Source organism: Pseudoroseomonas ludipueritiae (assembly GCF_014490445.1).
Taxonomy (GTDB): Bacteria; Pseudomonadota; Alphaproteobacteria; order Acetobacterales; family Acetobacteraceae; genus Pseudoroseomonas; species Pseudoroseomonas ludipueritiae.
Genome location: NZ_JACTUZ010000056.1, coordinates 1 through 25116, shown reverse-complemented (window position 1 = coordinate 25116; position 25116 = coordinate 1). Strand labels below are relative to the sequence as shown.

General features: G+C 69.6%; 27 protein-coding genes and 2 tRNA genes. 13 read left to right on the top strand and 16 right to left on the bottom strand.

What is annotated here, in order from left to right; genetic code table 11:
* Both IBL25_RS13645 and IBL25_RS13640 read left to right on the top strand, forming a co-directional pair.
* A partial coding sequence (locus tag IBL25_RS13645; RefSeq protein WP_367615605.1) for an SH3 domain-containing protein occupies nucleotides 1–493 on the top strand: 493 nt, incomplete at its 5' end.
* Nucleotides 494–624: 131 nt separating this feature from the next.
* The gene (locus IBL25_RS13640; protein ID WP_187779093.1) at nucleotides 625–1449 is read left to right on the top strand and encodes a sugar phosphate isomerase/epimerase family protein; all 825 of its coding nucleotides are present in this window, start codon (nucleotides 625–627) and stop codon (nucleotides 1447–1449) included.
* Nucleotide 1450: 1 nt separating this feature from the next.
* On the opposite strand, the gene IBL25_RS13635 is transcribed toward IBL25_RS13640, so the two are convergent.
* The 6 genes from IBL25_RS13635 to IBL25_RS13610 all read right to left on the bottom strand — a co-directional run bounded on the left by IBL25_RS13635 (nucleotide 1451) and on the right by IBL25_RS13610 (nucleotide 5770).
* Nucleotides 1451–2302, bottom strand: a complete 852-nt coding sequence (locus IBL25_RS13635; protein WP_187779092.1) for a SirB1 family protein — start codon at nucleotides 2300–2302, stop codon at nucleotides 1451–1453.
* A gap of 32 nt (nucleotides 2303–2334) precedes the next feature.
* Nucleotides 2335–2718 (bottom strand): histidine triad nucleotide-binding protein, encoded by a 384-nt coding sequence (locus IBL25_RS13630; RefSeq protein WP_187779091.1) that lies wholly within the window; start codon nucleotides 2716–2718, stop codon nucleotides 2335–2337.
* Nucleotides 2719–2737: 19 nt separating this feature from the next.
* Nucleotides 2738–3292, bottom strand: a complete 555-nt coding sequence (locus IBL25_RS13625) for a phosphoribosyl-ATP diphosphatase (protein WP_187779090.1) — start codon at nucleotides 3290–3292, stop codon at nucleotides 2738–2740.
* Between the two features lie 3 nt (nucleotides 3293–3295).
* Nucleotides 3296–4075, bottom strand: coding sequence for an imidazole glycerol phosphate synthase subunit HisF (hisF, locus tag IBL25_RS13620; RefSeq protein WP_187779089.1), 780 nt, complete (start codon nucleotides 4073–4075; stop codon nucleotides 3296–3298).
* 270 nt (nucleotides 4076–4345) lie between these two features.
* Nucleotides 4346–4543: a hypothetical protein gene (locus tag IBL25_RS13615; protein ID WP_187779088.1), complete on the bottom strand. Its 198-nt coding sequence runs from the start codon at nucleotides 4541–4543 to the stop codon at nucleotides 4346–4348.
* A 120-nt stretch (nucleotides 4544–4663) separates the two neighbouring features.
* On the bottom strand, nucleotides 4664–5770 hold the full coding sequence (locus tag IBL25_RS13610) for a DSD1 family PLP-dependent enzyme (RefSeq protein WP_187779087.1): 1107 nt from the start codon (nucleotides 5768–5770) through the stop codon (nucleotides 4664–4666).
* A 210-nt stretch (nucleotides 5771–5980) separates the two neighbouring features.
* Between IBL25_RS13610 and IBL25_RS13605 the strand changes: the two genes are divergently transcribed.
* Nucleotides 5981–6880: a DMT family transporter gene (locus IBL25_RS13605; protein ID WP_187779086.1), complete on the top strand. Its 900-nt coding sequence runs from the start codon at nucleotides 5981–5983 to the stop codon at nucleotides 6878–6880.
* A gap of 79 nt (nucleotides 6881–6959) precedes the next feature.
* Nucleotides 6960–7958 (top strand): D-cysteate sulfo-lyase, encoded by a 999-nt coding sequence (gene cuyA, locus IBL25_RS13600; RefSeq protein ID WP_187779085.1) that lies wholly within the window; start codon nucleotides 6960–6962, stop codon nucleotides 7956–7958.
* Between the two features lie 52 nt (nucleotides 7959–8010).
* Here cuyA and pgmG read toward each other — a convergent pair whose 3' ends face one another.
* From pgmG to IBL25_RS13565, 7 genes are all read right to left on the bottom strand, one after another.
* The gene (gene pgmG / locus IBL25_RS13595; protein WP_187779084.1) at nucleotides 8011–9423 is read right to left on the bottom strand and encodes a phosphoglucomutase/phosphomannomutase PgmG; all 1413 of its coding nucleotides are present in this window, start codon (nucleotides 9421–9423) and stop codon (nucleotides 8011–8013) included.
* Between the two features lie 26 nt (nucleotides 9424–9449).
* On the bottom strand, nucleotides 9450–10754 hold the full coding sequence (locus tag IBL25_RS13590) for a UDP-glucose dehydrogenase family protein (protein ID WP_187779083.1): 1305 nt from the start codon (nucleotides 10752–10754) through the stop codon (nucleotides 9450–9452).
* A 12-nt stretch (nucleotides 10755–10766) separates the two neighbouring features.
* On the bottom strand, nucleotides 10767–11636 hold the full coding sequence (gene galU / locus IBL25_RS13585; RefSeq protein WP_187779082.1) for a UTP--glucose-1-phosphate uridylyltransferase GalU: 870 nt from the start codon (nucleotides 11634–11636) through the stop codon (nucleotides 10767–10769).
* A 179-nt stretch (nucleotides 11637–11815) separates the two neighbouring features.
* Nucleotides 11816–12496, bottom strand: coding sequence for a J domain-containing protein (locus tag IBL25_RS13580; RefSeq protein WP_187779081.1), 681 nt, complete (start codon nucleotides 12494–12496; stop codon nucleotides 11816–11818).
* Complete coding sequence (locus IBL25_RS13575; RefSeq protein ID WP_187779080.1) at nucleotides 12493–13206, bottom strand: vWA domain-containing protein; 714 nt, start codon at nucleotides 13204–13206, stop codon at nucleotides 12493–12495. Before IBL25_RS13575 ends, IBL25_RS13580 begins: the two co-directional genes overlap by 4 nt.
* 138 nt (nucleotides 13207–13344) lie before the next feature.
* Complete coding sequence (locus IBL25_RS13570; protein ID WP_187779079.1) at nucleotides 13345–15624, bottom strand: NADP-dependent malic enzyme; 2280 nt, start codon at nucleotides 15622–15624, stop codon at nucleotides 13345–13347.
* 61 nt (nucleotides 15625–15685) lie between these two features.
* Nucleotides 15686–15768, bottom strand: a tRNA-Leu gene (locus tag IBL25_RS13565).
* A gap of 71 nt (nucleotides 15769–15839) precedes the next feature.
* Here IBL25_RS13565 and lipB point away from each other — a divergent pair.
* Nucleotides 15840–16520 carry a lipoyl(octanoyl) transferase LipB gene (lipB, locus tag IBL25_RS13560; protein ID WP_187779078.1) on the top strand — a complete coding sequence of 227 codons (681 nt, stop codon included), beginning with the start codon at nucleotides 15840–15842 and terminating at the stop codon, nucleotides 16518–16520.
* 79 nt (nucleotides 16521–16599) lie between these two features.
* On the top strand, nucleotides 16600–17652 hold the full coding sequence (locus IBL25_RS13555) for an Ldh family oxidoreductase (protein WP_187779077.1): 1053 nt from the start codon (nucleotides 16600–16602) through the stop codon (nucleotides 17650–17652).
* 72 nt (nucleotides 17653–17724) lie between these two features.
* On the opposite strand, the gene IBL25_RS13550 is transcribed toward IBL25_RS13555, so the two are convergent.
* Nucleotides 17725–17799, bottom strand: a tRNA-Val gene (locus IBL25_RS13550).
* A gap of 107 nt (nucleotides 17800–17906) precedes the next feature.
* Between IBL25_RS13550 and IBL25_RS13545 the strand changes: the two genes are divergently transcribed.
* Both IBL25_RS13545 and IBL25_RS13540 read left to right on the top strand, forming a co-directional pair.
* Nucleotides 17907–18797: an N-formylglutamate amidohydrolase gene (locus IBL25_RS13545; protein WP_238940411.1), complete on the top strand. Its 891-nt coding sequence runs from the start codon at nucleotides 17907–17909 to the stop codon at nucleotides 18795–18797.
* Nucleotides 18798–18828: 31 nt separating this feature from the next.
* Nucleotides 18829–19398, top strand: coding sequence for a DinB family protein (locus tag IBL25_RS13540; RefSeq protein ID WP_187779076.1), 570 nt, complete (start codon nucleotides 18829–18831; stop codon nucleotides 19396–19398).
* A gap of 308 nt (nucleotides 19399–19706) precedes the next feature.
* Here IBL25_RS13540 and IBL25_RS13535 read toward each other — a convergent pair whose 3' ends face one another.
* Together IBL25_RS13535 and IBL25_RS13530 are read right to left on the bottom strand one after the other, a co-directional pair.
* Complete coding sequence (locus IBL25_RS13535; protein ID WP_187779075.1) at nucleotides 19707–20237, bottom strand: carboxymuconolactone decarboxylase family protein; 531 nt, start codon at nucleotides 20235–20237, stop codon at nucleotides 19707–19709.
* A gap of 181 nt (nucleotides 20238–20418) precedes the next feature.
* Nucleotides 20419–20991 (bottom strand): peroxiredoxin, encoded by a 573-nt coding sequence (locus tag IBL25_RS13530; protein WP_187779074.1) that lies wholly within the window; start codon nucleotides 20989–20991, stop codon nucleotides 20419–20421.
* Between the two features lie 132 nt (nucleotides 20992–21123).
* On the opposite strand from IBL25_RS13530, the gene IBL25_RS13525 reads away from it, so the two are divergent.
* From IBL25_RS13525 to IBL25_RS13505, 5 genes are all read left to right on the top strand, one after another.
* Nucleotides 21124–22074, top strand: coding sequence for a LysR substrate-binding domain-containing protein (locus IBL25_RS13525; protein ID WP_187779073.1), 951 nt, complete (start codon nucleotides 21124–21126; stop codon nucleotides 22072–22074).
* Between the two features lie 50 nt (nucleotides 22075–22124).
* Nucleotides 22125–22319, top strand: coding sequence for a hypothetical protein (locus IBL25_RS13520; RefSeq protein WP_187779072.1), 195 nt, complete (start codon nucleotides 22125–22127; stop codon nucleotides 22317–22319).
* Nucleotides 22320–22408: 89 nt separating this feature from the next.
* A complete protein-coding gene (ykgO, locus tag IBL25_RS13515) occupies nucleotides 22409–22534 on the top strand; it encodes a type B 50S ribosomal protein L36 (RefSeq protein WP_007003646.1) in 126 nt (41 codons plus the stop codon).
* Nucleotides 22535–22680: 146 nt separating this feature from the next.
* Nucleotides 22681–24132, top strand: a complete 1452-nt coding sequence (locus IBL25_RS13510) for an FAD-linked oxidase C-terminal domain-containing protein (protein ID WP_187779071.1) — start codon at nucleotides 22681–22683, stop codon at nucleotides 24130–24132.
* A partial coding sequence (locus IBL25_RS13505) for an FAD-binding protein (RefSeq protein ID WP_187779070.1) occupies nucleotides 24129–25116 on the top strand: 988 nt, incomplete at its 3' end. The genes IBL25_RS13510 and IBL25_RS13505, both read left to right, overlap by 4 nt.

The window sequence follows — 25116 nt, the reverse complement described above, 5'->3', positions numbered from 1 at the left end:
GGCCGCCCCCGCCGCGCCGCCGCCGCCGGCCGAGCCGCCGCCGGATGCCACGCCCAATGTCGGCAGCGTCACCGGCCTGCCGGTGCCGCGCTTCGTGGCGTTGCGCTCGGACGAGGTGAACCTGCGCATCGGCCCCGATACGCGCTTCCCCATCGAATGGACCTACCAGCGGCGCGACCTGCCGGTGGAGGTGCTGCGCGAATACAACCAGTGGCGCCGCATCCGCGACATGGAGGGCACCGAGGGTTGGGTGCATCAGTCCACCCTGGCGGGCCGCCGCACCATGGTGGTGGTGGGGCAGCAGCAGCGGGAATTGCGCAGCGCCGCCTCGGCCGAGAGCAGCATCGTGGCGCATCTGATGCCCGGCGTGGTGGGGCGCATCCGCCGTTGCCCGGCCGACAGCACCTGGTGCGAGGTGCGGGTCGGCGACCAGGGCGGCTGGCTGCGCCGCAGCGAGATCTGGGGCGTCTCCCCCACCGAGGAGATCAACTGAGGCCCCGCACGGGCCGGCTTTGTCATCCATCTTTCGCGGCAGCGTCGCGGAACCGTCGCATGGGGCTTCCATAGCCCGCCTGCCGCCCCGCTTCCGCTTGGGCGGCGGATATGCGACGGAGATGGATCGGCATGACCAGCCACACGCGGCCCCTGCTGGGCGCGGCCCTGACGCTCACGGGCCTGGGCACACACCGCGACTGGCTGCTGGAGAAGCAGCGCGACCTGGAGATCCAGGACTTCACCACCGCGGAGGTGCTGGATGGCGACTGGCAGCCGCTGGCGGCGCAGGTCCGCCGGGCGCTGGACGGGCACCGGGGCCGGCGCGGGCTGCACGGGCCCTTCTGGGGCTTCAAGATCGATTCCGACGACCCCACCATCCGCGCCGTGGTCTCGCGCCGGCTGCTGCAGGGGCTGGAGGTCTGCGAGGCCGTGGGCGCCGACCAGATGGTGGTGCATTCGCCCTTCAGCACCTGGGACTACAACAACCTCGACAACCACCGCGACGCCCGCGCGAAGCAGGTGGAGCGCGTGCACCAGACGCTGCGGGAGCCGCTGGCGCGGGCCGAGGCCATGGGCTGCACCCTGGTGCTGGAGAATATCGAGGACAAGGACCCCGCCGCCCGCGTGGCCCTGGCGGCTTCCTTCAACAGCACGGCGGTGCAGGTCTCGATCGATACCGGCCACGCCCATTACGCCCATGTCAGCACGGGCGCGCCGCCGGTGGACTACTACGTCAAGGCGGCCGGCGCGGCGCTGCGGCACGTGCATATCCAGGACAGCGAGGGCTTCGCCGACCGCCACTGGAAGCCGGGCGACGGCAGCATCCGCTGGGCGGCGGTCTTCCGCGCCCTGGCCGCGCTGCCGGAGATGCCGCGCCTGATCCTGGAACTGCGCGACCAGGCCGAGGTGCCGGCCGGCGCCGCTTACCTGGAAGCCCTGGGGCTGGCGGAATAGCTCAGTTCAGCCGCTGCCGCAGCTCCGCCGCCATGGCGCGGGCGCGGGCGGCGGCCTCGCCGTCCGGCACCAGGGACAGGAAGCGCTCCAGGCAGGCCAGCGCCTGGCCGATGCGGTCCAGCCGCTGGTTCATCACCGCGGCCTCCCGCCACAGGGCGGCTTCCTCGGGCGCCAGGCGCAGCATGTCCTCGGTGCAGGTCAGCGCGCCATCGAGCGAGCCGTCCCGCAGCCGGCGCAGCTTGATGTTGTTCTGCAGCCGCAGCAGCACCGAGCGCTTGCCCACGGCCGAGAGCACGCCCGGGCGCAGCTCCGCCTGCTCGCCTTCCATGCGCTTCAGCAGCAGGCGCAGGGCGGGGGCCTCCAGCACCAGCCCGCCATGGAAGGGGTCCACCACCGTGGCGCCCCGCCGGCCTTCCAGGCCCAGCAGGAAGTGCCCGGGGAAATCGAGGCCATAGGCGCCCCAGCCGGCGGCTTCCGCCACATGCAGCCAGAGCAGCCCCAGCGCCACCGGCAGCCCGCGCCGGCGCTGCGTGACGCGGATCAGGTTGGCATTGGCCGGGTCGTCATAGGTGACCTCGTCGCCCTCGTAGCCGAAGCGGGCCAGCACGCCGGCCAGCACCTCCGCCCGGCGGACGGCATCCCCCGCATCGGCGATGCGGTCGGCCGTGGCGGCGGCCACGGCCTGGCGGGCGAGGTCGGAGAGATGCGCGGCGGCGCCCTGCCAGTCGGCCTCCGGCGCATCGATGCGGGCGAATTGCAGCGCGACGCCGGCAAGGTCCAGCTCCGCATCCGGCATCTGCCCGGCGGCGGTCAGGGCGGCGCGAGCTTCAGCGGCAGCGGAATCAGCATCCATGTCTTAATGGATGGAGCCGATAACCCGATGGTTCAAGCCCGCCGCGCCAGCATCGGCCCCAGCGGGCCGCCGCCGAAGATATGCACGTGGAAATGCGGCACTTCCTGCCCCGCGTCATGGCCCATATTGGTCAGCAGACGGTAGCCGGCATCCTCCAGCCCCAGCTTGCGCGCCGTCTCGGCCACCGCGCGCCAGAAGCCGGCCACGGCCTCGGCATCCGCCTGGAGGGAGAAATCGGCCGCCGAGACATAGGGGCCCTTCGGGATCACCAGCACATGCACCGGCGCCTGCGGCGCGATGTCGTGGAAGGCGAGGGCGTGGTCATCCTCGTGCACCTTCCGCGCCGGGATCTCGCCGCGCAGGATGCGGGCGAAGATATTGCCGTCGTCGTAAGGGGGGCGGCCGGAGACGGGCATGGCTGGCGATCCTCTGTGCTTAGGGGATTTTCGTGGTCTGGGCGGCGCGGACGATGCCCTTGGGGCGGGCCGCCTTCTCGGCGATGCCGGAAATGCCTTCCCGCCGCACCAGCTCGGCCCAGACTTCCTCCGGCCGGATGCCGGCATCCACCCAGACCACCAGCAGGTGATATACCAGATCGGCGCTTTCCAGCACCGTCGCTTCACGGTTGCCCTGCGTCGCCTCGATCACGCATTCCACCGCTTCCTCGCCCAGCTTCTGCGCCACCTTGGCGGTGCCGCGCGCCAGCAGCCGGGCGGAATGGGAAATGGTGGTATCGCCCGAGACGCGGCGGCCCTCGATAGTGTCCCAGAGCCGGCGGAGCACATCCACATCGCCGGTGGATGGCACCTCCAGCGGCGCCAGATGGCGTGCCTCGACCTTCTTCACCGACTTGCGCGGCTTGGCGGACGCGGCCGGCGACGGCAGCGCGGCAGGCAGGGGCAGGGCAACCTTCTTCTTGGTGACCAGCTTCTTCGCCGGCTTCTTGGCGGCGGGCTTCGCGGCCGCCTTTTTCTTCACGTCCTTGGCCATTGCTTAGGCGACTTTCCTGCGATCGGTCAGCGGGCGCACCGGCAGGCCGGCGGCGGCCAGCGCCGCCTTGGCATCGGCGATGCGCATTTCCCCGTAATGGAAGACGCTCGCGGCCAGCAGGCCCGTGGCCCCGGCGCGCGCGCCCTCAATGAAATGCTCCACATTCCCCACCCCGCCCGAGGCCACCAGTGGCAGCCGCACCGCGGCGCGGATGGCGCGCAGCAGGTCGAGGTCGAAGCCGGCCTTGGTGCCGTCCCGGTCCATGGAGGTCACCAGCAGCTCCCCCGCGCCCAGGCTGGCCACCTGCTTGGCCCATTCCAGCACATCGATGCCGGTGCCCTTGCGGCCACCATGGGTGAAGACCTCCCACTGGCCGGGGGAGACCTGGCGGGCGTCGATGGCCACCGTGATGGCCTGGCTGCCGAAGGCCTCGGCCGCGCGGCGCACCAGGTCGGGGTCGGTCACGGCGGCGGAATTGATGCTGGCCTTGTCAGCACCCGCCAGCAGCAGCTTGCGCACATCCTCGACGCTGCGGACGCCGCCGCCCACCGTGAGGGGGATGAAGACCTCGGCGGCGGTGCGGGCGATCACGTCATACATCGTGTCGCGGTTCTCATGCGTCGCGCCGATGTCGAGGAAAGTGATCTCATCGGCGCCTTCCCGGTCATAGGCGCGGGCCTGTTCCACCGGGTCGCCGGCATCGCGGAGGGCGACGAAATTCACCCCCTTCACGACGCGGCCGTCCTTCACGTCCAGGCAGGGGATGACGCGCAGAGCCAGCATGGATTCGGGTTCGGGCCTTTCAAGGGGGCGGAGAGGGAACAGAAGGCGATGCGCCGCCCGGCGCGCCGGGTCAAGGGCGGATCTCGCGCCAAGAAGGGCGGATGGCCCTGCCCGGCGGCAGGCGGGGCCCCAAAGGCCGCGCCCGGGATGAAAGGCGGGGGAAACCGATGCTGAGGAGTGGGTGCGGACCAGGCGCGAAGCTTGATGCCGGAGGGGGGCGCTGCCGGCATTCCGGGCCATCCCCGTCGCGCGGCGACGGGGGAGAGGTGATCAGCCTGCGTCGTTGCAGGCCGGTGGATTGGCCGGCTGATAAGGGCGGGACAGCAGGTCGTCGTGGCGTGGCTCACCCTGTTCGGGATGGCCGGGCACGCGCAGCAGGGCGGCCTGACGCTCGGCCTCCTTGGTGCCAAGGCGGGAGGCGTCGGAAAGGTCAAGCGTTGTCAGGCGGGTAAAGGGCGCGATGAACATGCGGCGGTCTCCCGGTGTGGCGGGCGCTTCGGCCTCGCGTTCAATGGTCTGAGGAAAGAACACAGAGGCACCCATTATGTTGCTTGACGAAAGGCGCGAAATGTCGATGCTGCTCGCCCCTCACTGCATGCCTCCGCGCGCGGCCACCGGCCAAAGGCATTCCACCCGGCCCTTGCGGGTGCCGACATACCAGTCGAAGCGGTCCACCGTGGGGTCGCAATGGCCGGGCACCAGCCGCAGCGTCTCCCCCAGTTTCGGCGCCGTGCCGCCTTCCACCAGAACATTGCCATGCTCGTCCGAGGCGCCGGCATAGCGCAGCCCCGGCCGCCGCCAGACCTTGGGGAAGCCGGAATCGGTGGGCGCCGCCTTGTGGCCGGCATCCACCACCACCAGCCCGTCGCGCGGCGTGCTCATCACCTGCGTGAGCACGAAGAGCGCGTGCTGGAAGGGCGGCGCATCCTGGTTGGCGGCGTAATCGGCATCCATGAAGGCATAGGAACCGGCCTGGATCTCGGTGAAGACGCCGCTGGTCGCCTCATGCGGGAAGGTGCCGGTGCCGGCGCCGCCGACAATCTCGCAGGACAGGCCCTGCTGGCGCAGCTGCTCCACCGTGCGGCGGGTGTGTTCCACCGCGCTGGCGATGGTGGCGGCGCGCTGTTCCGGCGCGCGCTGGTGCTGGGCACTGCCATGATAGGCCTGCAAGCCGCCGAAGATCAGGTGCGGGCTGGCGGCAATCCGCTGGGCCAGGGCCACGGCCTCCGGCCCCGGCGTCACGCCGCAACGGCCGGCGCCGACATCCACTTCCACCAGCAGCCGCAGCCGCTGCCCGGCCGCCTCGGCAGCCTGCTCCGCCAGCGCCACCCCGGCTTCCGAATCGGCGCAGAGCGCGACACGGCTGATGCCGGAAAGCGCCAGCAGCCGCGCCAGCTTGCGTGGCGAGACGACTTCGTTGCTGACCAGGATATCGGGCACGCCGCCCCAGGCCAGGGCCTCGGCCTCCGCCACCTTCTGCACGCATTGACCGACCGCGCCGCGCCGCATCTGCTGCAGCGCGACCACCGGCGACTTATGCGTCTTGGCATGGGCCCGCAGCTTCGCCCCGGTGGGCGCCAGGAAGGCGGCCATGGCGTCCAGATTGGCCTCGAAGGCATCGAGGTCGAGGATCAGGGCGGGAGTATCGACCTCATCCTCAGGCATGCCGGGCTCGGCGGGCGGGCGTTGGGGCATCGGGGCGGCTCCAGCGGTTCCTGCGCAGGCTAGCGGTAACGTGGCCGTGAAGCCAGGGCGCCGCGTGCCGTTGCGGTGACAGGGCGCGCAGTCTCCCCCGCCGCTGGCGAAATGTCATGATTCGGAGGCTGGCGGCCCCCGCGGTTTCCGGGGAAACCCTGGGCAACGCGCGGCCCGCCGCTCCCATCTCCGATCAGGCTTTCCCACCCGATGGACCGATCCATGCCGCAGGGCATCCTGCTGGCCTTCCTCGCCTATTCCGCCTACGCGGTCAGCGATGCCTCGGTGAAGCTGCTGCATGGCACGCTTAGCGCCTATGAGGCGGTGTTCTTCGGCGCGCTTTCCGGCGTGCTGGCGCTGCCGCTGGTGCGCCGCCCCGGCGAGCGCTTCGGCGATGTCTTCCGCGCGCACCGGCGCGGCATGTGGTTCCTGCGCGCGGGCACGGCGCTGACCGGCAGTGTCGGTAGCGTCACGGCCTTCACGCATCTCTCCATGGCCGAGGCCTTCTGCCTGCTCTTCCTGATGCCGACCTTCGTGACCATCCTCTCCGTGCTGTTCCTGCGGGAGCCGGTGGGCTGGCGGCGCTGGGGCGCGGTGCTGATGGGCTTCGTCGGCGTTCTTGTTGTGCTGCGGCCGGGCTTTCGCGAGTTGAACATCGGCCACCTGGGCGCGGTGGTAGGCGGGCTTTCGGGTGCCGTCACGGTGGTGACGATGCGCGCCTTCGGCAAAAGCGAGACGCGCATGTCGCTCTATGGCGCCGGGCTGATCGGGCCGGTGGCGGGGGCGGGGCTGCTGATGCTGCCGGACTTCACCTGGCCCACGCCGATGCAATGGGTCTGGCTGCTGGGCTATGGGCTGCTGATGGCGGCGGGAAATATCCTGGTGATGCTGGCCTCCGCCCGCATCCCGGCCAGCCTGGTGGCGCCGGCGCAATACAGCCAGATGATCTGGGCCATCATCCTGGGCTGGCTGATCTTCGGCGACCATCTGGACCCGGTGATGGCGCTGGGCGTCGCCATCATCATTCTCTCCGGCATCCTCACCTTCAGGCGGGAGAAGGTGCGGCAGCCGAAGGGCTGGCAGCGCGTGCCGCCGGTGCATCCGCAATAGCCTGCGGCGGCCCCGGTTGGCGCGGCGGGGGCCAGCGGTTAGCCTTGCGGCGCACGTCCACGGCAAGGCCAAAGAACGCATGAATCTCGCCCGTTTCCCCCGCATCCGCCTCGGCCATATGCCCACGCCGCTGGAGCCGATGGAGAACCTCTCCCGCCACCTCGGCGGCCCGAAGCTCTGGATCAAGCGCGACGACTGCACCGGGCTTTCCACCGGCGGCAACAAGACCCGCAAGCTGGAATTCCTGATGGCCGATGCCCTGGCCCAGGGCGCCGATACCGTCATCACCCAGGGCGCCACCCAGTCCAACCACGCGCGGCAGACGGCGGCGGCGGCGGCCAAGCTCGGCCTCGCCTGCCATATCCTGCTGGAAGACCGCACGGGCTTCACGGACGAGGCCTATACCCAGTCCGGCAATGTGCTGCTGGACCAGTTGCATGGCGCCGAGATCTCCCACCGCCCCGGCGGTGCCGACATGCAGGCGGAGATGGAGGTCCTGGCCGTGGAACTGCGCGGCAAGGGCCGCAAGCCCTATGTCATCCCCGGCGGCGGCTCCAACCCCGTGGGCGCGCTGGGCTATGTGAACGCGGCGCTGGAGCTGGTGGCGCAGGCGGCCGAGATGGGCCTGCGGATCGACCATGTGGTGCATGCCACGGGCAGCGCCGGCACCCAGGCGGGGCTGGTCACTGGCCTGGTGGCGCTGAATGCCAATATCCCCGTGCTCGGCATCGGCGTGCGCGCCCCCAAGGCGAAGCAGGAAGCCAATGTGCTGGCCCTGGCCGAGCGCGTGGCCGAGCATCTGGGCCTGCCCGGCATCGTGAAGGCCGAGCATGTGGTGGCCAATACCGACTATGTCGGCCAGGGCTACGGCATCCCGACCGAAGGCATGGTCGAGGCGGTGAAGCTGCTGGCGGAAAAGGAAGGCATCCTGCTCGACCCCGTGTATTCAGGGAAGGGGATGGCCGGGCTGATCGACCTGATCGGCAAGGGCCAGTTCAAGAAGGATGAGAACGTGGTCTTCATCCACACCGGCGGCGCCGTGGGGCTCTTCGGCTACCCCAAGGCTTTCGCGGCCTAAGGGCCGCGAGCGGCCGGCGCCCCGCTGGTGAAGCGGGGCGCCGCTGCCGGGCTCAGTGCCCGGCGTTCTCGCCCGAGAAGTCGGGGGCCTGCAGGCCGGAAGCCTCGACCTGCTCGGCCAGCAGCTTCTTCAGGCGCTCCAGCCCTTCCTCGCTCTTGGCCTCGGCACGGGCCACCAGCACCGCCTGGGTGTTGGAGGCGCGCAGCAGCCACCAGCCATCCTCGGTCAGCACGCGCACGCCATCCACGTCCTGCACCTTGGCGCCGGAGGTGGCGAGGCGGGCCTTCACTTCCTCGATCACGCCGAACTTGCGCTCATCGGGGCAGTTGAAGCGCAGCTCCGGCGTGTTGATCACCTTGGGCAGCGCGTCGCGCATCTGCGCCAGGCTCTCGCTGGCCCGCGCCACGATGCCCAGCAGGCGCACGGCGGAATAGGGCGCGTCGTCGAAGCCGTACCACTTGTCGTTGAAGAAGATATGGCCCGACATCTCGCCCGCCAGCGGCGACTGCGTCTCGGCCATCTTGGCCTTGATCAGCGAGTGGCCGGTCTTCCACATCAGCGGATTGCCGCCGGCCTTGGCCACCTCGTCGAAGAGCACCTGGGAGGCCTTCACATCGGCGATGATGGTGCCGCCCGGATGGTTCTTCAGCACGTCCCGCGCCAGCACCACCAGGAGCTGGTCGCCGAAGAGCATGTTGCCCTCGCCATCCACGGCGCCGATGCGGTCGGCGTCGCCGTCGAAGGCGATGCCGAGGTCGGCGCCCTGCTTCCGTACCTCGGCGATGATCTGCTCGAGGTTCTTCAGCACGGTGGGGTCGGGATGGTGGTTGGGGAAGCGGCCGTCGATCTCGCCATTGATGACGGTGTGCTTGCCCGGCAGCTTGGCCACCAGCCGCTTGGTGATCTCGGAGCCCGAGCCATTGCCGGGGTCCCAGACCACGGTCAGCGCGCGGTCGCCGCCGTCATAGTCCTTCAGCAGGCGCGCGACATAGGCATCCGAGACATCGACCTCGGTGGAGGAGCCGGAAGCTTCCGGCACCACGTCGCCACTGCTGGCCATCTGGCCGATCTGCTGGATCTGCTGGCCGAAGAAGGGCTTCTTGCCCAGCATCATCTTGAAGCCGTTGTAGTCCGGCGGATTGTGGCTGCCGGTCACCATCACGGCGCCATCGGCCTTCAGCTCATAGGAGGCGAAGTAGAGCATCGGCGTCGGGCCGCAGCCGATGCGCGCCACTTCCAGCCCGCAGGCGACGAGGCCGGCAACGAGCTGGGTTTCCAGCTCCGGCGAGGACAGGCGGCCGTCATAGCCGACGACCACCTTCTTGCCGCCCTCCCGCGCCACGATGCTGCCGAAGCAGCGGCCGATGGCGAAGGCATCCGCGCCCGACAGGGTTTTTCCGATGACGCCGCGGATGTCGTATTCGCGCAGCGAGGTCGGGTGGAAGTCATGCCGGAAGGCAGTCATGCCGGTGTTCCTCGGTTCTACTGGTATCAGGGGCGGCCGATGGAGGAATAGGCCAGGCCACATTCCCGCATCTGCACCGGGTCCCACACATTACGCAGGTCGCAGACCACGTCGCCGCGCATCGCCTTCTTCAGCTTGGCCGGGGCGATGGCGCGGAACTCGTTCCATTCCGTGATCAGCACCAGCGCATCGGCGCCCTTGGCCGCATCCAGCGCGTTCTTCGCGAAATGCACGCCATCCGGCATGTATTGCTTGGCGTGGTCGGACTGCGGGTCATAGGCGCGGATGGTGGCGCCCGCCTGCGCCAGCGCCGGCACGATGACCAGCGAGGGCGCGTCTCGCATGTCGTCCGTCTCGGGCTTGAAGGTCAGGCCCAGCACGGCGACGGTCTTGCCCTCGATGCTGCCGCCGCAGGCATCGATGACGCGCTGCGCCATCTGTTCCTTGCGGGCGTCATTGGCGGCGATGGTCTGCTCGACAATGGTGGCCGGGGCGCCCAGCTCCTGCGCCGTGCGGGCCAGGGCCAGCGTGTCCTTGGGGAAGCAGGAACCGCCATAGCCCGGGCCGGCATGGAGGAACTTGCGGCCGATGCGGCCATCGAGCCCCATGCCGCGCGCCACGTCATGGACGTTCGCGCCGGCCTTCTCGCAAAGGTCGGCCATCTGGTTGATGAAGGTGATCTTCACCGCCAGGAAGGCATTGGCGGCATACTTGATCAGCTCGGCCGTCTCGATGGAGGTCTGCACCACCGGCGTCTCGATCAGGTAGAGCGGGCGGTAGAGGCGCTTCAGCACCTTGGCCGCCTGCTCCGAATCCACGCCGATCACCACGCGGTCCGGCCGCATGAAGTCGCCGATGGCATTGCCTTCGCGCAGGAATTCGGGGTTGGAGGCAACCTCGATCTCCAGCTCCGGCCGCACCCGGCGGACGATCTCCTTGACCTTGGCGCCGGTGCCGACCGGCACGGTGGACTTCGTCACCAGCACCAGCGGACCTTCGGCGGCCTTCGCCACCTGCTCGGCGGCGGCGAAGACATAGGTCAGGTCGGCATGGCCGTCGCCACGCCGGGTGGGGGTGCCGACGGCCAGGAAGACGGCATCGGCGCCGTGGATCGCTTCCTTCAGCTCGGTGGTGAAGGTCAGGCGCCCCTCGCGGGCATTCTCCTCCACCAGCCGGTCGAGGCCCGGCTCATAGATGGGGATGCGCCCGGCTTTCAGCGCCTCGATCTTGCTCGGGTCGGTATCGACCACGCAGACATCCACGCCAAACTCGGCGAAGCAGGCACCGGAGACGAGGCCGACATAGCCGGCCCCGATCATTGCGACTCGCATCCTGGTTGGGCCTCAGACGTAGCGGGGGAGGAAGGAACGCACGGCATCCGCCAGATCGGGACGATCCAGCGCGAAGGCGATCTGGGCTTCCAGGAAGCCGGTCTTGTCGCCGCAGTCGAAGCGGCGGCCCTCGTAGCGCAGCCCGTGGAAGGGCTGGGTCGGGATCAGCTTGGCCATGGCGTCGGTGAGCTGCACCTCGCCGCCGGCACCCTTTTCCATCAGGGCCAGGAAGGGCACGACCTCGGGCATCAGCACATAGCGGCCGATGACGGTGAGGTTGGAAGGCGCCTTGTCGATCGGCGGCTTCTCCACCAGGCCCTTCACGGAGACCAGGCGGCCCTTGTCTTCCTTGATGTCCAGCACGCCATACTTGTTGACGCGCTCCATCGGCACTTCCTCGACGGCCACCACATTGCCGCCGGTTTCCATATAGGCATCGGCCAGCTGCTTGGTGCAGCTCACCTTGCACTGCATCAGGTCGTCCGGCAGCAGGATGGCGAAGGGATCGTCGCCGATGAAGGTGCGGGCGCACCAGATGGCATGGCCCAGGCCCATCGGCACCTGCTGGCGCACGGTGGTGATGGAGCCGGGCTGCACGGACTGGTCGCGCAGCGCGGTCAGCTCCTTCTCCTTGCCGCGTTCGATCAGGGTGCGCTCAAGCTCGTAGGCCACGTCGAAATGCTCGACGATCGCGGTCTTGCCGCGGCCGGTAACGAAGCAGAACTGCTCGATGCCCGCCTCGCGCGCCTCGTCCACGGCATACTGGATCAGCGGCTTGTCGACGACCGGCAGCATCTCCTTGGCCAGGGCCTTGGTGGCGGGCAGGAAGCGGGTGCCAAGGCCGGCAACGGGCAGTACGGCCTTCTTCAGCGGTTTCAACACCGGTGCAAGTTCCTCTTCTTCACTGTCGCGTCGCCGACATTAGCGCGCCTGGATGGCGGAATCGTGGCCTTGGCGCAGCATTGCCATGGGGGCGGGTAGCCGGCAATCGCCGGACCCTGGCCGGTAACACGCTAATGTAGAGAAATTTTCCGGAAAAAACGCAAAGGCCGCGCTTTGATTCATTGTTGGGACTTCAGCAGCAGGTCCCGCGCCTGATTCAACCGCGCCGCCCGCCGCGAATCGCCGCCCCGGTCGGGATGCGCCTGCCGCATCAGGCGGCGGTGCGCGGCGCGGATCTGCTCGGGCGTGGCGCCTTCCGCCAGCTCCAGCAGGGCCAGGGCCTCGGCGCGGTCCATGCCGGCGCCGGAGGAGGCCTGGCGCCAGCCGGGGGCGGTGCGGTCCAGCCAGGCTTCCAGCAGCGGCACGCTCTCGGGGTCCTCGACATGGCACTGGGCCAGCAGGGCGAGGCAATCCTCCAGCGCCATCTCCCCCAGCTCCCGCCCCGCGAAGGGGCCGGCGCGGACGCGGCCGGAAAGCGTGCCGCTGGCCTGGTCCAGCCGCATCGCCAGGGTGGCGGTCTCCAGGGTGGAGACGCCCTGGTCCGGCGGGGTGGCGCCGAAGCGGCGGCGGGCCAGCCAGCGCCGCACCGCCGGCAGCAGGAGCGGCATCAGCGGCAGCAGCAGCCCCAAGGCCTGGGGCAGCCGGCGGGTCAGCAGCAGCACCGCCACGCCGGCCAGCAGCATCCCGGCCAGGAACCACAGCACGCCCCGCTTCACCTGCGCCACGCTGGCCGTGGCAAGGGCCCGCAGCAGCAGCCAGGCCAGCAGCAGCGCGCCAATGGCGCCAGCCAGCCAGATCATGGGCCCGGCTTGGCCTTGGGGGGCGGCAGTTGCGCCATCAGCGCGCGGGCGGCGGGGCTATCGAGCCGCGCCAGCGCCGCCGTGCCGCCGGCGGCATAGGCGCCCACGGCCCGCAGCAGGTTCCGCAGCGCGGCGGCGCTGCCGGCATCGAAGGGCGCATAGGCGCCGCCGGAAAGCGTGGCCAATTGCTTCAGGGTCGTGGCGGCGCGGCTGTCATGCCCTTCCTGGAACACGAAGGCCGGGGTGCCGCGCAGGCCGAGCTGGCCGGCCTGGTGGCAAAGCGGGTCGGGCGGCTCCTCCACCGCATCGCCGACGAAGACCAGGGCATGCAGCCGCTCCCGCGCCGCCTCGCGCAGCGCATGGTCCAGCACCTTGCCGATCTGCGTCTGGCCACCGAGGCATTGCACCCCCGCCATCCGGCGCGCGAGGGCGGCGCCATCGGCCAGGAAAGGCGTGGCGGCGAATTCCCCGAAGCCGCGGTAATAGGCCAGGCTGACCTCCAGCCCGCCATGCGCAGCGGCGGCCTGGAACATCTCGGTCTGAAGCTGGCAGGCCATGTCCCAGCCTGGCTGGCGGCTGGCGGTGGCGTCCACCGCGAAGATCAGCCGACCAGGGCGGTGCACGGCGGGGCGCAGCGCCGGCACGGTGGCTGCCTTGTCCAGGAAGGCGGCAACGGCGGCCGAGGCGGGGCGGGTCGGAAGCTGAGCCATGCAAGGAAGATGGCCTGCCGGGGCGGTGGCTTCCAGTGGCCGGGGGAGGGCGGAAGGCCAGGGGAATGAATTCCCCCGGACCCCCTTCTTTTTCTTCGAGTGGGGCCGGGGGGGCATGGTGCTCCCCCCGGCCGTGTCTCAGTTGCCTTGGCCGTTGGCGGCCTGGGTCACCGCCAGGGCCGTCAGGTTGGCGATGCCGCGCGCGGTGACGCTGGGCACCAGCACATGGATGGGCTTGCGCATGCCCAGCAGCACCGGGCCGATCTGCAACCCGTCGCCCGTGGCCTTCACCAGGCTATAGGCGATATTGGCGGCATCCAGGTTGGGGAAGACCAGCAGGTTGGCGCCCTCGGTCAGCGGGCTGTCATGTACCGCCTTCTCCCGCACCGCCTGCACCAGGGCGGCATCGGCATGCATCTCGCCATCCACTTCCAGCTCCGGCGCGCGGGCGCGGATCAGGCGCAGCGCTTCCCGCATCTTGCGGGCGGAAGGTGCCTGGCTGGCACCGAAGTTGGAATGCGACAGCAGCGCCGCCTTGGGGGTCATGCCGAAGGCCCGCACCTGCTCGGCGGCCAGCACCGTCATCTCAGCGATCTGCTCGGCCGTGGGCTCCACCAGCAGGTGGGTGTCCACGAAGAACAGCGTGCCGGCGGGCAGGATCACGCCCGTCATGGCATAAACGCGGTCCACGTCCTCCCGCTTGCCGATGACGCTATAGGCCTGGTGCCACTGGCGCATCCATTCGCCCAGGCCGCCGGTCAGCGCGGCATCCACCTGGCCGGTTTCCAGCAGCAGGGCGGCCGCGGTGGAGGGGCGGGTGCGCACCCAGCGCTCGCAACTGTCCACCGGCACGCCGCGCCGGGCCACCTTGCGGCGGAAGACCTCGATCAGCGGCTCGATCACATCCGTGTCCTGGGCGGGATCGACCACCTTCACGGATTCTTCCAGATCCATCCGCAGCCCCATGGCGCGGACCTTGGCGGCGATCACCTCGCGCCGGCCGACCAGCACGGGCTCGGCGATCTCGTCGTCCAGCACGGTCTGCACGGCGCGCAGCACGCGCTCGTCCTCGCCTTCGGAATAAACCACGCGGCGCGGCTGCTTCTTGGCGGCGAAGACCACCGGGCGCATCAGGTCGCCGGAGCGGTAGACGAAGCGCTCCAGCACCTCCTTGTAGGCGTTGAAATCCGCGATGGGCCTGGTGGCGACGCCGGAATCCATCGCGGCACGGGCCACGGCGGGGGCGATCTCCAGGATCAGGCGCGGGTCGAAGGGCTTGGGGATGATGTAATCCGCCCCGAAGGTCGGCGCGGCGCCGCCATAGGCCGCCGCCACCACCTCGCTGGCCTCGATGCGGGCGAGGCGGGCGATGGCCTCCACCGCCGCGACCTTCATCTCCTCGTTGATCGTGGTGGCACCGGCATCCAGCGCGCCACGGAAGATGAAGGGGAAGCAGAGGACGTTGTTGACCTGGTTGGGGTAGTCCGACCGCCCGGTGGCCACGATGGCATCCGGGCGCACGGCGCGCACGGCCTCGGGCAGGATCTCGGGCTCGGGGTTGGCCAGCGCCAGCACCAGCGGGCGCTCGGCCAGCAACGGCAGCCATTCCGGCTTCAGCACGCGGGGCGCGGAAAGGCCCAGGAAGACATCGGCGCCGGGCAGCACGTCCTGCAGGGTGCGCGCCCCGGTCTCCCGCGCGTAGCGGTCCTTGTAGGGGTCCATCAGCTCGTTGCGGCCGAGGTAGACGACACCCTTGATGTCGGTGACCGTGATGTTCTCGCGCTTCGCGCCCATCGCCACCAGCAGGTCCAGGCAGGCCAGGGCCGCCGCGCCGCCGCCGGAGGTGACGATCTTCACGTCCTCCAGCCGCTTGCCCTGCAGCAGAAGGCCGTTGCGGACGGCGGAGGCGACGATGATGGCGGTGCCGTGCTGGTCGTCATGGAAGACCGGGATCTTCATCCGCTCGCGCAGCGTCTGCTCGATGACGAAGCACTCGGGCGCCTTGATGTCTTCCAGGTTGATGGCGCCGAAAGAGGGCTCCAGCACCGCCACGGCCTCGATGAACTTCTGCGGGTCGCGCTCCTCGACCTCCAGGTCGATCGAGTCGATGCCGGCGAACTTCTTGAAGAGGACCGCCTTGCCTTCCATCACCGGCTTGGAGGCCAGCGCGCCGATGGCGCCGAGGCCCAGCACGGCGGTGCCATTGGTGATGACCGCGACCATGTTGCCGCGCGTCGTCATGTCATAGGCGGCGGCGGGGTCGGCGGCGATGACTTCGCAGGCGGCGGCGACGCCGGGGGAATAGGCCAGCGCCAGGTCCCGCTGGGTGGCCATGCGCTTGGTGGCCTCGACGCTGAGCTTCCCAGGCCGCGGCAGCCGGTGATAGTCGAGCGCGGCTTTTCGGAAGTCTTCGTCCATCGGGGCACCTCTATGGGCCCCGGAACCGGGATTGTAGCGGGGCTAATTAAAGCAGGGAAAATGCGGCCAAGAAGATTCGAACTTCCACGGGGTTGCCCCCACCAGCACCTCAAGCTGACGCGTCTACCATTCCGCCATGGCCGCATACGGGTTAGTCAACGGTAGGGGGCGGGCTATACCCCAGCTTTCCTCCGGCATCAACAACCCGACTGAGCATGACCGACGATATTCTTGCAACAGCCCCCACCCGACCCCTCGAATGGCGGGTGGAGGAAGGGCTGACCGACTATCCCGCCGCCCTGGCGGCCATGGAATCGCGCATCGCCGCCATCCGCGCCGGCGAGGCCGCCGAGCGGGTCTGGCTGGTGGAACACCCGCCCACCTATACCGCCGGCACCTCCGCCACGCCCGAGGGGCTGACCGAGGCGCGCTTCCCCACCTTCCATGCCGGGCGTGGCGGGCAATGGACCTATCACGGCCCCGGCCAGCGCACGGCCTATGTGATGCTGGACCTGACGCGCCCGCACGGCACCGTGCCGGCCCGCGACATCCGCGCCTATGTCCACGCGCTGGAGGAATGGATGATCCGCACGCTGGAGCGCTTCAATGTGCGGGGCGAGCGGCGGGAAGGGCGCGTCGGCATCTGGGTGGCGGACCCGAAGCGGGGCGGGGAGTCCAAGATCGGCGCCATCGGCGTGCGCGTCACCCGCTGGGTGAGCTGGCACGGCATCGCGCTGAACGTGGAGCCGGACCTCAGCCACTTCGGCGGCATCGTGCCCTGCGGCATCAGCGAGCATGGCGTCACCAGCCTCTGGGACCTCGGCGTCACCGCGACGATGGACGAGGTGGATGCGGCGCTGCGCGCCTGCTGGGAAGAGGTCTTCGGCGCCGGCTGAGGCCGGGCCGGGTTTGCCCGCCGGGCAGGGGGCGTGCATCCTGCCAGGCAGGAAACCCACGAAAGGTCCGGAACACAGGATGAGCGACTCCCGCTACGACGCCGACGCGATGCGCGGCTTCGCCACCGATCTCTTCGCCGCCGCCGGCCTGGCGCCGGACAAGGCCGCCACGGTGGCGGAAGTGCTGGTGGAGGCCGACCTGCTCGGCCATGTCACCCATGGCCTGGCGCTGGTGCCGAAATACCTGGACGATGTCGCCAAGGGCTTCCTGGCCAAGGATGGCGAGCCGGAAGTGCTGTCCGACCGTGGCGCCAGCCTGGCCTGGAACGGCCGCGGCCTGCCCGGCGGCTGGCTGGTGTTCAAGGCGCTGGACCTGGCCTTCGAGCGGGTCGGGCAATACGGCACCGTCTCGGTCGCCATCGCGGAAAGCCACCATATCGGCTGCCTCGCGGTCTATCCGCTGCGCGCCGCCGAGCGCGGGCTGATGGCCATCGTGCACAGCAGCGCGCCCAACAACGCTTCCGTCGCGCCCTTCGGCGCCAAGCAGGGCGTGCTCTCGCCCGACCCGGTCTCGGCCGGCTGGCCCACCAGCGGCGACCCGGTAGTGCTGGATATCAGCGCCTCCATCACCACCGCCAACCTCAGCCAGCGCATGGCCAAGGAAGGCACCAAGTTCCCGCATAACTGGCTGATGGATGCCGAGGGCAACCCCTCCAACGACCCCGCCGTGCTGGCCGAGGGCGGCACCATCCTGCCCACCGGCGGCATGGACCATGGCCAGAAGGGCTACGCCCAGGCGCTGATGACCGAGGCGCTGACCCAGGGCCTTTCCGGCCATGGCCGCATCGAGGGCACGGTGGGCATGCGCGCCGCGCTGTTCATCCAGGTGCTGGACCCGGCGGCCTTCGCCGGGCTCGACGCCTTCCGCCGCCAGACCGGCCATACCGCCGAGCTCTGCCGCGCCGCAGCACCACGCCCGGGCATGCCGCCGGTGCGGGTGCCGGGCCAGAAGGGGCTGGCGCTGAAGCGCGAGGCGCAGGCCAAGGGCGTGCCGCTGGCCGAGCGCATCACCGGCCCCTTGCAGGAGCTGGGCGCGCAATATGGCCTGACCCTGCCGCAGCCGCTGGGCTGAAACGCGACAAGGGCCCGCTGCCGAAAGGCGGTGGGCCCGAGGATCATGCGAATTTTGATGGAGAGAACCGGATGGTGGGCGCGACAGGGATTGAACCTGTGACCTTCCCCGTGTCAGGGGGACGCTCTCCCGCTGAGCTACGCGCCCATCCGGTAGGGCGCCGTCTCTAGCCCGGCCATGACGGGGTGGCAAGGGGGGATCGGCAGGAATCGTCATGCCGGGCCGGTGACAGCGACGGAAGGCTATGGCTTGATATGTCCAGCACAATGGATCTCCCGCTTTCGGTCACTGCCGAGGAAGACCGCCCCGGCCCCGTCCTGCTCTCCCGCCCGTCCCGCCAGACGGCGCCGCTGGTCTTTGCCTCGCCGCATTCCGGCCGCTTCTATCCACCCGAATTCCTGGCCGAGAGCCGGCTGGACCCGCTCTCCGTCCGCCGCTCCGAGGATAGTTTCGTGGAGGAGCTGTTCGGCGCGGCGCCCGAGCATGGCGCGCCGCTGCTGGCCGCGACCTTTCCGCGCGTTTACTGCGACGCCAACCGCGAGGCCTGGGAACTGGACCCGGCCATGTTCGACGGGCCGCTGCCGCCCTGGGTGAACACCGCCAGCCCGCGCGTGGGCGCGGGACTCGGCACCGTGGCGCGCATCGTTGCCTCCGGGGAGCCGGTCTACCGGCACCGCCTGTCCTTTCCGGTGGTGGAGGCGCGCATCCAGCGCTGCTGGCACCCCTACCATGCCGCGCTCAGCCGGCTGATCGCCGAAACCAAGGCGCAGTTCGGCTGCTGCCTGGTGATCGACTGCCATTCCATGCCGACGCATCCGATGCATGGCCAGAGCGCGCCGGACATGGTGCTGGGCGATGCCCATGGCACCGCCTGCGCCCCCCGCGCGGTGCGGCTGGTGGAGGAAACGCTAGGCTCGCTCGGCTACCGGGTGAAGCGCAACGACCCTTATGCCGGCGGTTATGTCACCCGCCATTACGGCCGGCCGCGGGAGCGGGTGCATGTGCTGCAGATCGAGCTGGCACGCGGCCTCTACATGAACGAGGCCACCATCGAGCGCCTGCCCGCCATGGCGCGGCTCCGGGAGGATCTGACGCTGCTGATCGCGCGCCTCGCCGGCGCGGACTGGAGCCTGCTGCGCGGCTGACGCCGCCCCCGGGCGGACGGGAGAGAAGGGCATGACGGCACCGCCTTCCCTGGCACTGGCCCTGCGGGCCATGGCCTTCAACAATGCCTGGGCCAACCACCGCCTGCTGGCGGCCTGCGCCGGGCTGAGCCAGGCGGAGTTCGAGGCGGAACGGGTGGGCTTCTTCCCCTCCATCCAGGCCACGCTGAACCATATCCTGATCGTGGACCGCTTCTATGTGGATGCGATGGAAGGCGGCACGCTCGGCCCCGCCGCCTTCACCGACCGCGTTCCGTGCCCGAGGCTGGCGGAACTGCGGCCCGCCCAGGCGGCGGTGGATCGCCGGCTGGTCGCCTTCTGCGAGTCGCTGGGGGATGAGGGGGCGGCACGGATCGTGGCGGTGCATCGCGGAAGCCATGTGCAACGGGACAGGGCGGACCGGCTGCTGCTGCATCTCTTCCAGCACCAGGTGCATCACCGGGGCCAGGCGCATGCGATGCTGAGCGGCACTTCGGTGAAGCCGCCGCAGCTCGATGAATTCTTCCCGGAAGGCGAGGCGCCGCTGCGGGCCACGGAATTCGCGGAACTCGGCTGGAGCGAGGAAGAGGTCTGGGGCCGCTGAGCCACCACCCAGGCGCATAGGCAAAAAAAAGGCGGTGCCGAAGCACCGCCGAGTTTAGGGAGGAAACGTCCAAGAAAGACAACAACGCAGTGCGTTGCTGCGAGAAGGAACTTACGCATCAGGTCGTTCGTGTGCAAGTGGTTTTTCGCGCTGCAACACAAAATCCCGATGCGCAAAACGCAAGGCTGGATGCGGGTTGCGCATACCATTTCGCGCCTTCCACCCCTTGAACGCGAACAAGGCCCGCAGGATGCGGGCCTTGTGTATTTTTGCCTTCACAGATCGGTGCGGCTGGTGCCGCCGGGATTTCAGGCCGCCAGCGCGTCCTCGGCTTCCAGGACGCCGGCCACCGCATGCACGACGGAAGCGATGCGGACAGCGGCCTGGACCTGTTCCGTCGTCAGGCCACCGTGCTTCACCACCTTCTCGTGGCTTTCCATGCACATGCCGCAACCATTGATGGCGGAGACCGCCAGGGACCACAACTCGAAATCGACCTTCTCGACACCAGGCTTGCCGATCACGTTCATGCGCAGCTTGGCGGGCAGGGTGGCGTAGTCGCCGCCCACCAGGTGCACGAAGCGGTAATAGACATTGTTCATGCCCATGATGGCGGCGGCGGCCTTGGCGGCGGTCAGCGCCTCGGGCGACAGCTTCGGGCCGAATTCGGCGACCAGGGCCTTGATCACCTCGGCATTCCGGCTGGCGATGGCGCTGGCCACGAAGGTGCCGGCGAGCTTCTGCTGGTCCAGCACCGGCTCGGTCGACAGGCTGCCCAGGTTCAGCTTCAGGTCCTTGGCATATTCGGGCAGGCGGTTACGCAGGGCTTCCAGCGACATGCGAAGATCTTCTCCGGTCTCGGGGGCTTCGGGTTGTTGCGGTGGGCGGAGCCGGCCGTGCGGTGGTGGCGGCCGGTTCGGCGCACCGCGCCCCGCCCATGGGACAATGGGCCTGTGGGGCGCGGGCTGACGCCGGCGGGCAGGAGATGCCCCGCCGGAGTTGCCTGTCAGGCTGCCGGGATCAGGCGGCCTGGAACAGTTCCTGCGGCTTCAGGGTGTCGGTGCCCTTGTTCCAGTTGCAGGGGCAGAGCTCGTCCGTCTGCAGCGCGTCCAGCACGCGCACCACTTCCTGCGGGTTGCGGCCGACGTTCAGGCCGTTCACCGAGGCCCACTGGATGGTGCCCTCGGGGTCGACGATGAAGGTGGCGCGGAGCGCGACGCCCTCGTTCTTGTCGAGGATGCCGAGCGCGGAGGACAGCTCACGCTTGGTGTCCGCCAGCATGGCGATCGGCAGGTCGCGGATGTCGTTGTTGTGGACGCGCCAGTTCAGGTGCACGAACTCGCTGTCCGTGGAGGCGCCGTAGAGCACCGCGTCACGGTCCTCGAACTCGCCCTTCAGCTTGCCGAAGGCCGCGATCTCGGTCGGGCAGATGAAGGTGAAGTCCTTGGGCCAGAAGAAGACGATCTTCCACTTGCCGGCATCGGACTCGTTGGAGATCTCGGTGAAGGACTTGCCCGGGCCCTCGAGACCCTCCGGGCCGCCCTTGACGGCGGTCAGCTTGAAGGACGGAAACTTGTCGCCAACGGTCAGCATGCGGTGATCCCTAAATCTGATGGCTCAGGAGCGGCGGCCCAGCTGAAGCTGTTTCCGCCAGCGGCGTAGTTATGGTGTGCAGTGCACATATGTGCCAATGAATTGTTTTCGACAGAACGATTGGCTCAATCGATGGTCCCGCTGCCCAGCCCGCAACAGCTCCGCTACCTGGTCGCCCTGGCCGACCTGGGCCATTTCGGCCGGGCGGCAGCGGCCTGCGCGGTGACGCAATCCACCCTCTCCGCCGGCATCATCGCCCTGGAACGCCAGCTCGATGCCGCGATCCTAGAGCGTGGGCCAGCCAAGCGCCCCGTCTTCACCCCGCTGGGGCTGGAACTGGTGGGGCGGGCGCGAACCGCGCTGGCGGCGCTTTCGGCGGTGGCGGAAACCGCCTCGGCGGCGCGGGACCCGATGACCGGCCCGCTGCGACTCGGCATCATCCCCACCATCGGGCCCTTTCTGCTGCCGCGGCTGATGCCGGCGCTGCGCCGTGCCTTTCCCCGCCTGCATCTCTGGCTGCGGGAAGACCTGACGAGCCGGCTGGCCGAGGACCTGCAAGGCGGCCGGCTGGACCTGCTGCTGCTGGCGCTGCCGGTGCCGTTGCCGGAGCTGGAAACCCTGCGGATCGCCGAGGACCCCTTCCTGGCCGCGCTGCCGCAGCAGCACCGCCTGCTGCAACAGCCGCAGATCCCGCTCTCCGCCCTGGGCGGGGAGCGGATGCTGCTGCTGGAGGACGGGCATTGCCTGCGGGACCAGGCACTCTCCGCCTGCGAGCTGCCGGGGGCGGGGGTGGATGGCGCCTTTGCCGCCACCAGCCTGCATACCCTGGTGCAGATGGTGGCCGGCGGGCTGGGCGTGACGCTGCTGCCACGGCTGGCGGTGGCGGGCGGGGTGCTGGCCGGCACTTCCGTGGTGCTGCGCCCGGTCGAGGCGCCGCCGGGGCGGATGGCCGGCCGCAGCCTCGGGCTGGCCTGGCGCCCCCGCTCCCCACGCGCTGCGGAATTCCGCAGCCTGGCGCCGGTGATCAGCGAGGCGGTGACGGCCTGCCTGATGTCGGAACGGCATGAAAAACTGGTAACCTGACGCCAGCCGACGCGTTTCTTTTCTGCCTGGATGAAGAAAGGAGAAGCGACATGGCAGGTGGCATCGGGCGCATCGCGCGGGCGCTGGTGAATGGCGCCATGGCGCGGCAAAGGCACCGGGCGATGCACCGCGTCGGCCTCGGTGGCTGGAAGGGCGATCTGCTGCGCATGGTGGGGCGGATGGCCAGCGAGACCTGGCGCCGCCGCCAGGGGCCGAACCCTCCCGCGCCGCCACCGCGCCGCTGAAAGGGCGGTGGGCGCAGAAGATTGGGCTTCAGCGGTTGACTCTCGCCGCCGCAGCCCCTAAAGCCCGCCCCCTCGCGACGAGGTTGGCCATGAAGATCCGTAACAGCTTGAAGTCCGCCAAGACGCGCGACAAGAACTGCGTGGTGGTCCGCCGCCGCGGCCGCTTGTACGTGCTGAACAAGAAGAACCCCCGCATGAAGGCCCGTCAGGGCTGATTGCGGGAACTCCGCCCCGCGTGGGCGGAGGTCTTCGGCAGAAACAAGGCGCCATGGGGTTTCCCCGCGGCGCCTTTTTTCGTGCCTGCTTGTCTGCGCCAGGGTGCGGCGCCATCCTTCCATCCAAAGACGCAGGATGGAACGCCATGATCGCATTGCCCGCGCCGGATATGTCCGTGCTCGCCCGCCGTGGCGAGATCCTGGCGGCGCTGCGTGCCATCGTGCCCGGCGGCCCGCGTGGGGAAGGGGTGATCGGTGACCCTATCCGCCTGAAGCCCTATGAGACGGACGGGCTTTCCGCCTACCGCCAGCCGCCCTTGGCCGTGGTGCTGCCCGAGACCACGGAGCAGGTGGCGGCGGTGCTGCGCTATTGCCACGCCAACAACATCCGCATCGTGCCGCGCGGCGCCGGCACCAGCCTTTCCGGCGGCGCCCTGCCGCTGGAGGATGGGGTGGTGATCGGCCTGATGCGCATGAACCGCATCCTGGAGGTCGATTACGCCGACCGCTTCGCCGTGGTGCAGGCGGGGGTGACGAATATCGGCATCACCCAGGCGGTGGCGGCCGAGAATTTCTTCTATGCGCCGGACCCGTCCTCGCAGCTCGCCTGCATGATCGGCGGCAATGTCATGATGAATTCGGGCGGGGCGCATTGCCTGAAATACGGCGTCACCGCCAACAACCTGCTAGGCGTGAAGCTGGTGACGATCGAGGGCGAAGTGATCGACATCGGCGGCGCCCATCTCGATTCCGCCGGCTATGACTGGCTGGGGCTGATCACCGGCAGCGAGGGGCAGCTCGGCATCGTCACCGAGGTCACGGTGCGCATCCTGCGTGCGGCCGAGGGGGCGCGGGCCATGCTGGGCGCCTTCCGCTCCAACGAGGTGGCGGGGGAGGTGGTGGATGCCATCATCGCCAGCGGCATCATTCCGGTGGCCCTGGAATTCATGGATAGGCCCGCCATCCATGCCTGCGAGGCCTTCGCGCATGCCGGCTACCCGCTGGATGCCGAGGCCATGCTGATCATCGAGGTCGAGGGCAATGCCGCCGAACAGGACTTCCTGCTCGGCAAACTGAAGGACATCTGCGCGCGCTTCGACCCGATCTCGCTGCGGGTAGCGGAGACGGCGGAGGAATCGCTGGCGATCTGGAAGGGCCGCAAGGGTGCCTTCGGCGCGGTGGGGCGGATCAGCCCGGATTACCTCTGCATGGACGGCACCATCCCCACCGGAGAATTGCCGAATGTGCTGCGCCGGATGGGCGAGATGTCGGACAGCTACGGTCTGAAGGTGGCCAATATCTTCCATGCCGGGGACGGCAATCTGCACCCGCTGATCATGTTCGATGCGAATGACCCGGAAAGCTTCCGCAAGGCCGAGGCCTTCGGCGCCGATATCCTGAAGCTCTGCGTCGAGGTCGGCGGCTGCCTCACCGGCGAGCATGGCGTGGGCGTCGAGAAGCGCGACCTGATGCCGGTGCAGTTCACCGAACAGGAACTGGAGCAGCAGCGCCGCATCAAATCCGCCTTCGACCCCGGCTGGCTGTTGAACCCGGCCAAGGTCTTCCCGCTGGCCGGCAACCCGGCGCTCTCCCGTTGAGCGGGCTGCTTTGCCCGGCCGATGAGGCCGGCGTGGTGGAGGCGGTGCGCGCGGCGGTGGCGGATCGCGCGCCGCTGGCGGTGGAAGGCCATGGCACCAAGCGCGCCAGCCTGCGGCCGGTGCAGGCGGCGCGCGGGCTCTCCACCCGCGCGCTGGCCGGCATCACGCTCTACAAGCCGCAGGAGATGGTGCTCAGTGCCCGCGCCGGCACGCCGATCCCGGAGATCGAGGCCGCCCTGGCCGAGCGCGGCCAGATGCTGATCGGCGAGCCGCCGGATTTTTCCACGCTGATGGGCACCACGGCCCCGGCGACCCTGGGCGGCATCGTCGGCGCCAATCTCACCGGCCCGCGCCGCATCTTTGCCAGCGGCGCCACGCGGGACCATGTGCTGGGCGTGCGGGCTGTGACCGGCCATGCGGAGGTGGTCCGCTCCGGCGGGCGGGTGCACAAGGATGTCACGGGGCTGGACCTGCGCAAGCTGCTGGCCGGCAGCCACGGCACCCTGGGCATCCTGACCGAGATCACCCTGAAGGTGCTTCCCCGCGCCGAGACGCAGGCGACCCTGGCGATCGCCGTGGAATCGCTGGCCCAGGGCGTGGCGGCGCTCTCGGCCGGGTTGGGCAGCCCCTTCGGCGTCACCGGCGCGGCGCTGCTGCCGGAGGGCGATGCGCAGCATGGCCTGGCCGGCCCCACCGCCCTGCTGCGGCTGGAGGATTTCTTCGAGTTTCTGCCGCACCGGAGCAGCGCCCTGCGCGCGTTGCTGGAGCGCTTCGGCACGGTGACCATGCTGGAAGCGGAGGCTTCGGCGGCGCTGTGGCGCGGGGTGCGGGATGCCGTGCCGCTGGGGGCGGTGGGAGAGGAGGAGGCGGTCTGGCGCCTCTCCGTCCGCCCGCAGGCTGGGCCGGCCGTGGCGGCGGCGCTGCGGCAAGCCTTCGGGGCCCGGCTGCTGCTGGACTGGGGCGGCGGGCTGGTCTGGGCCGCCG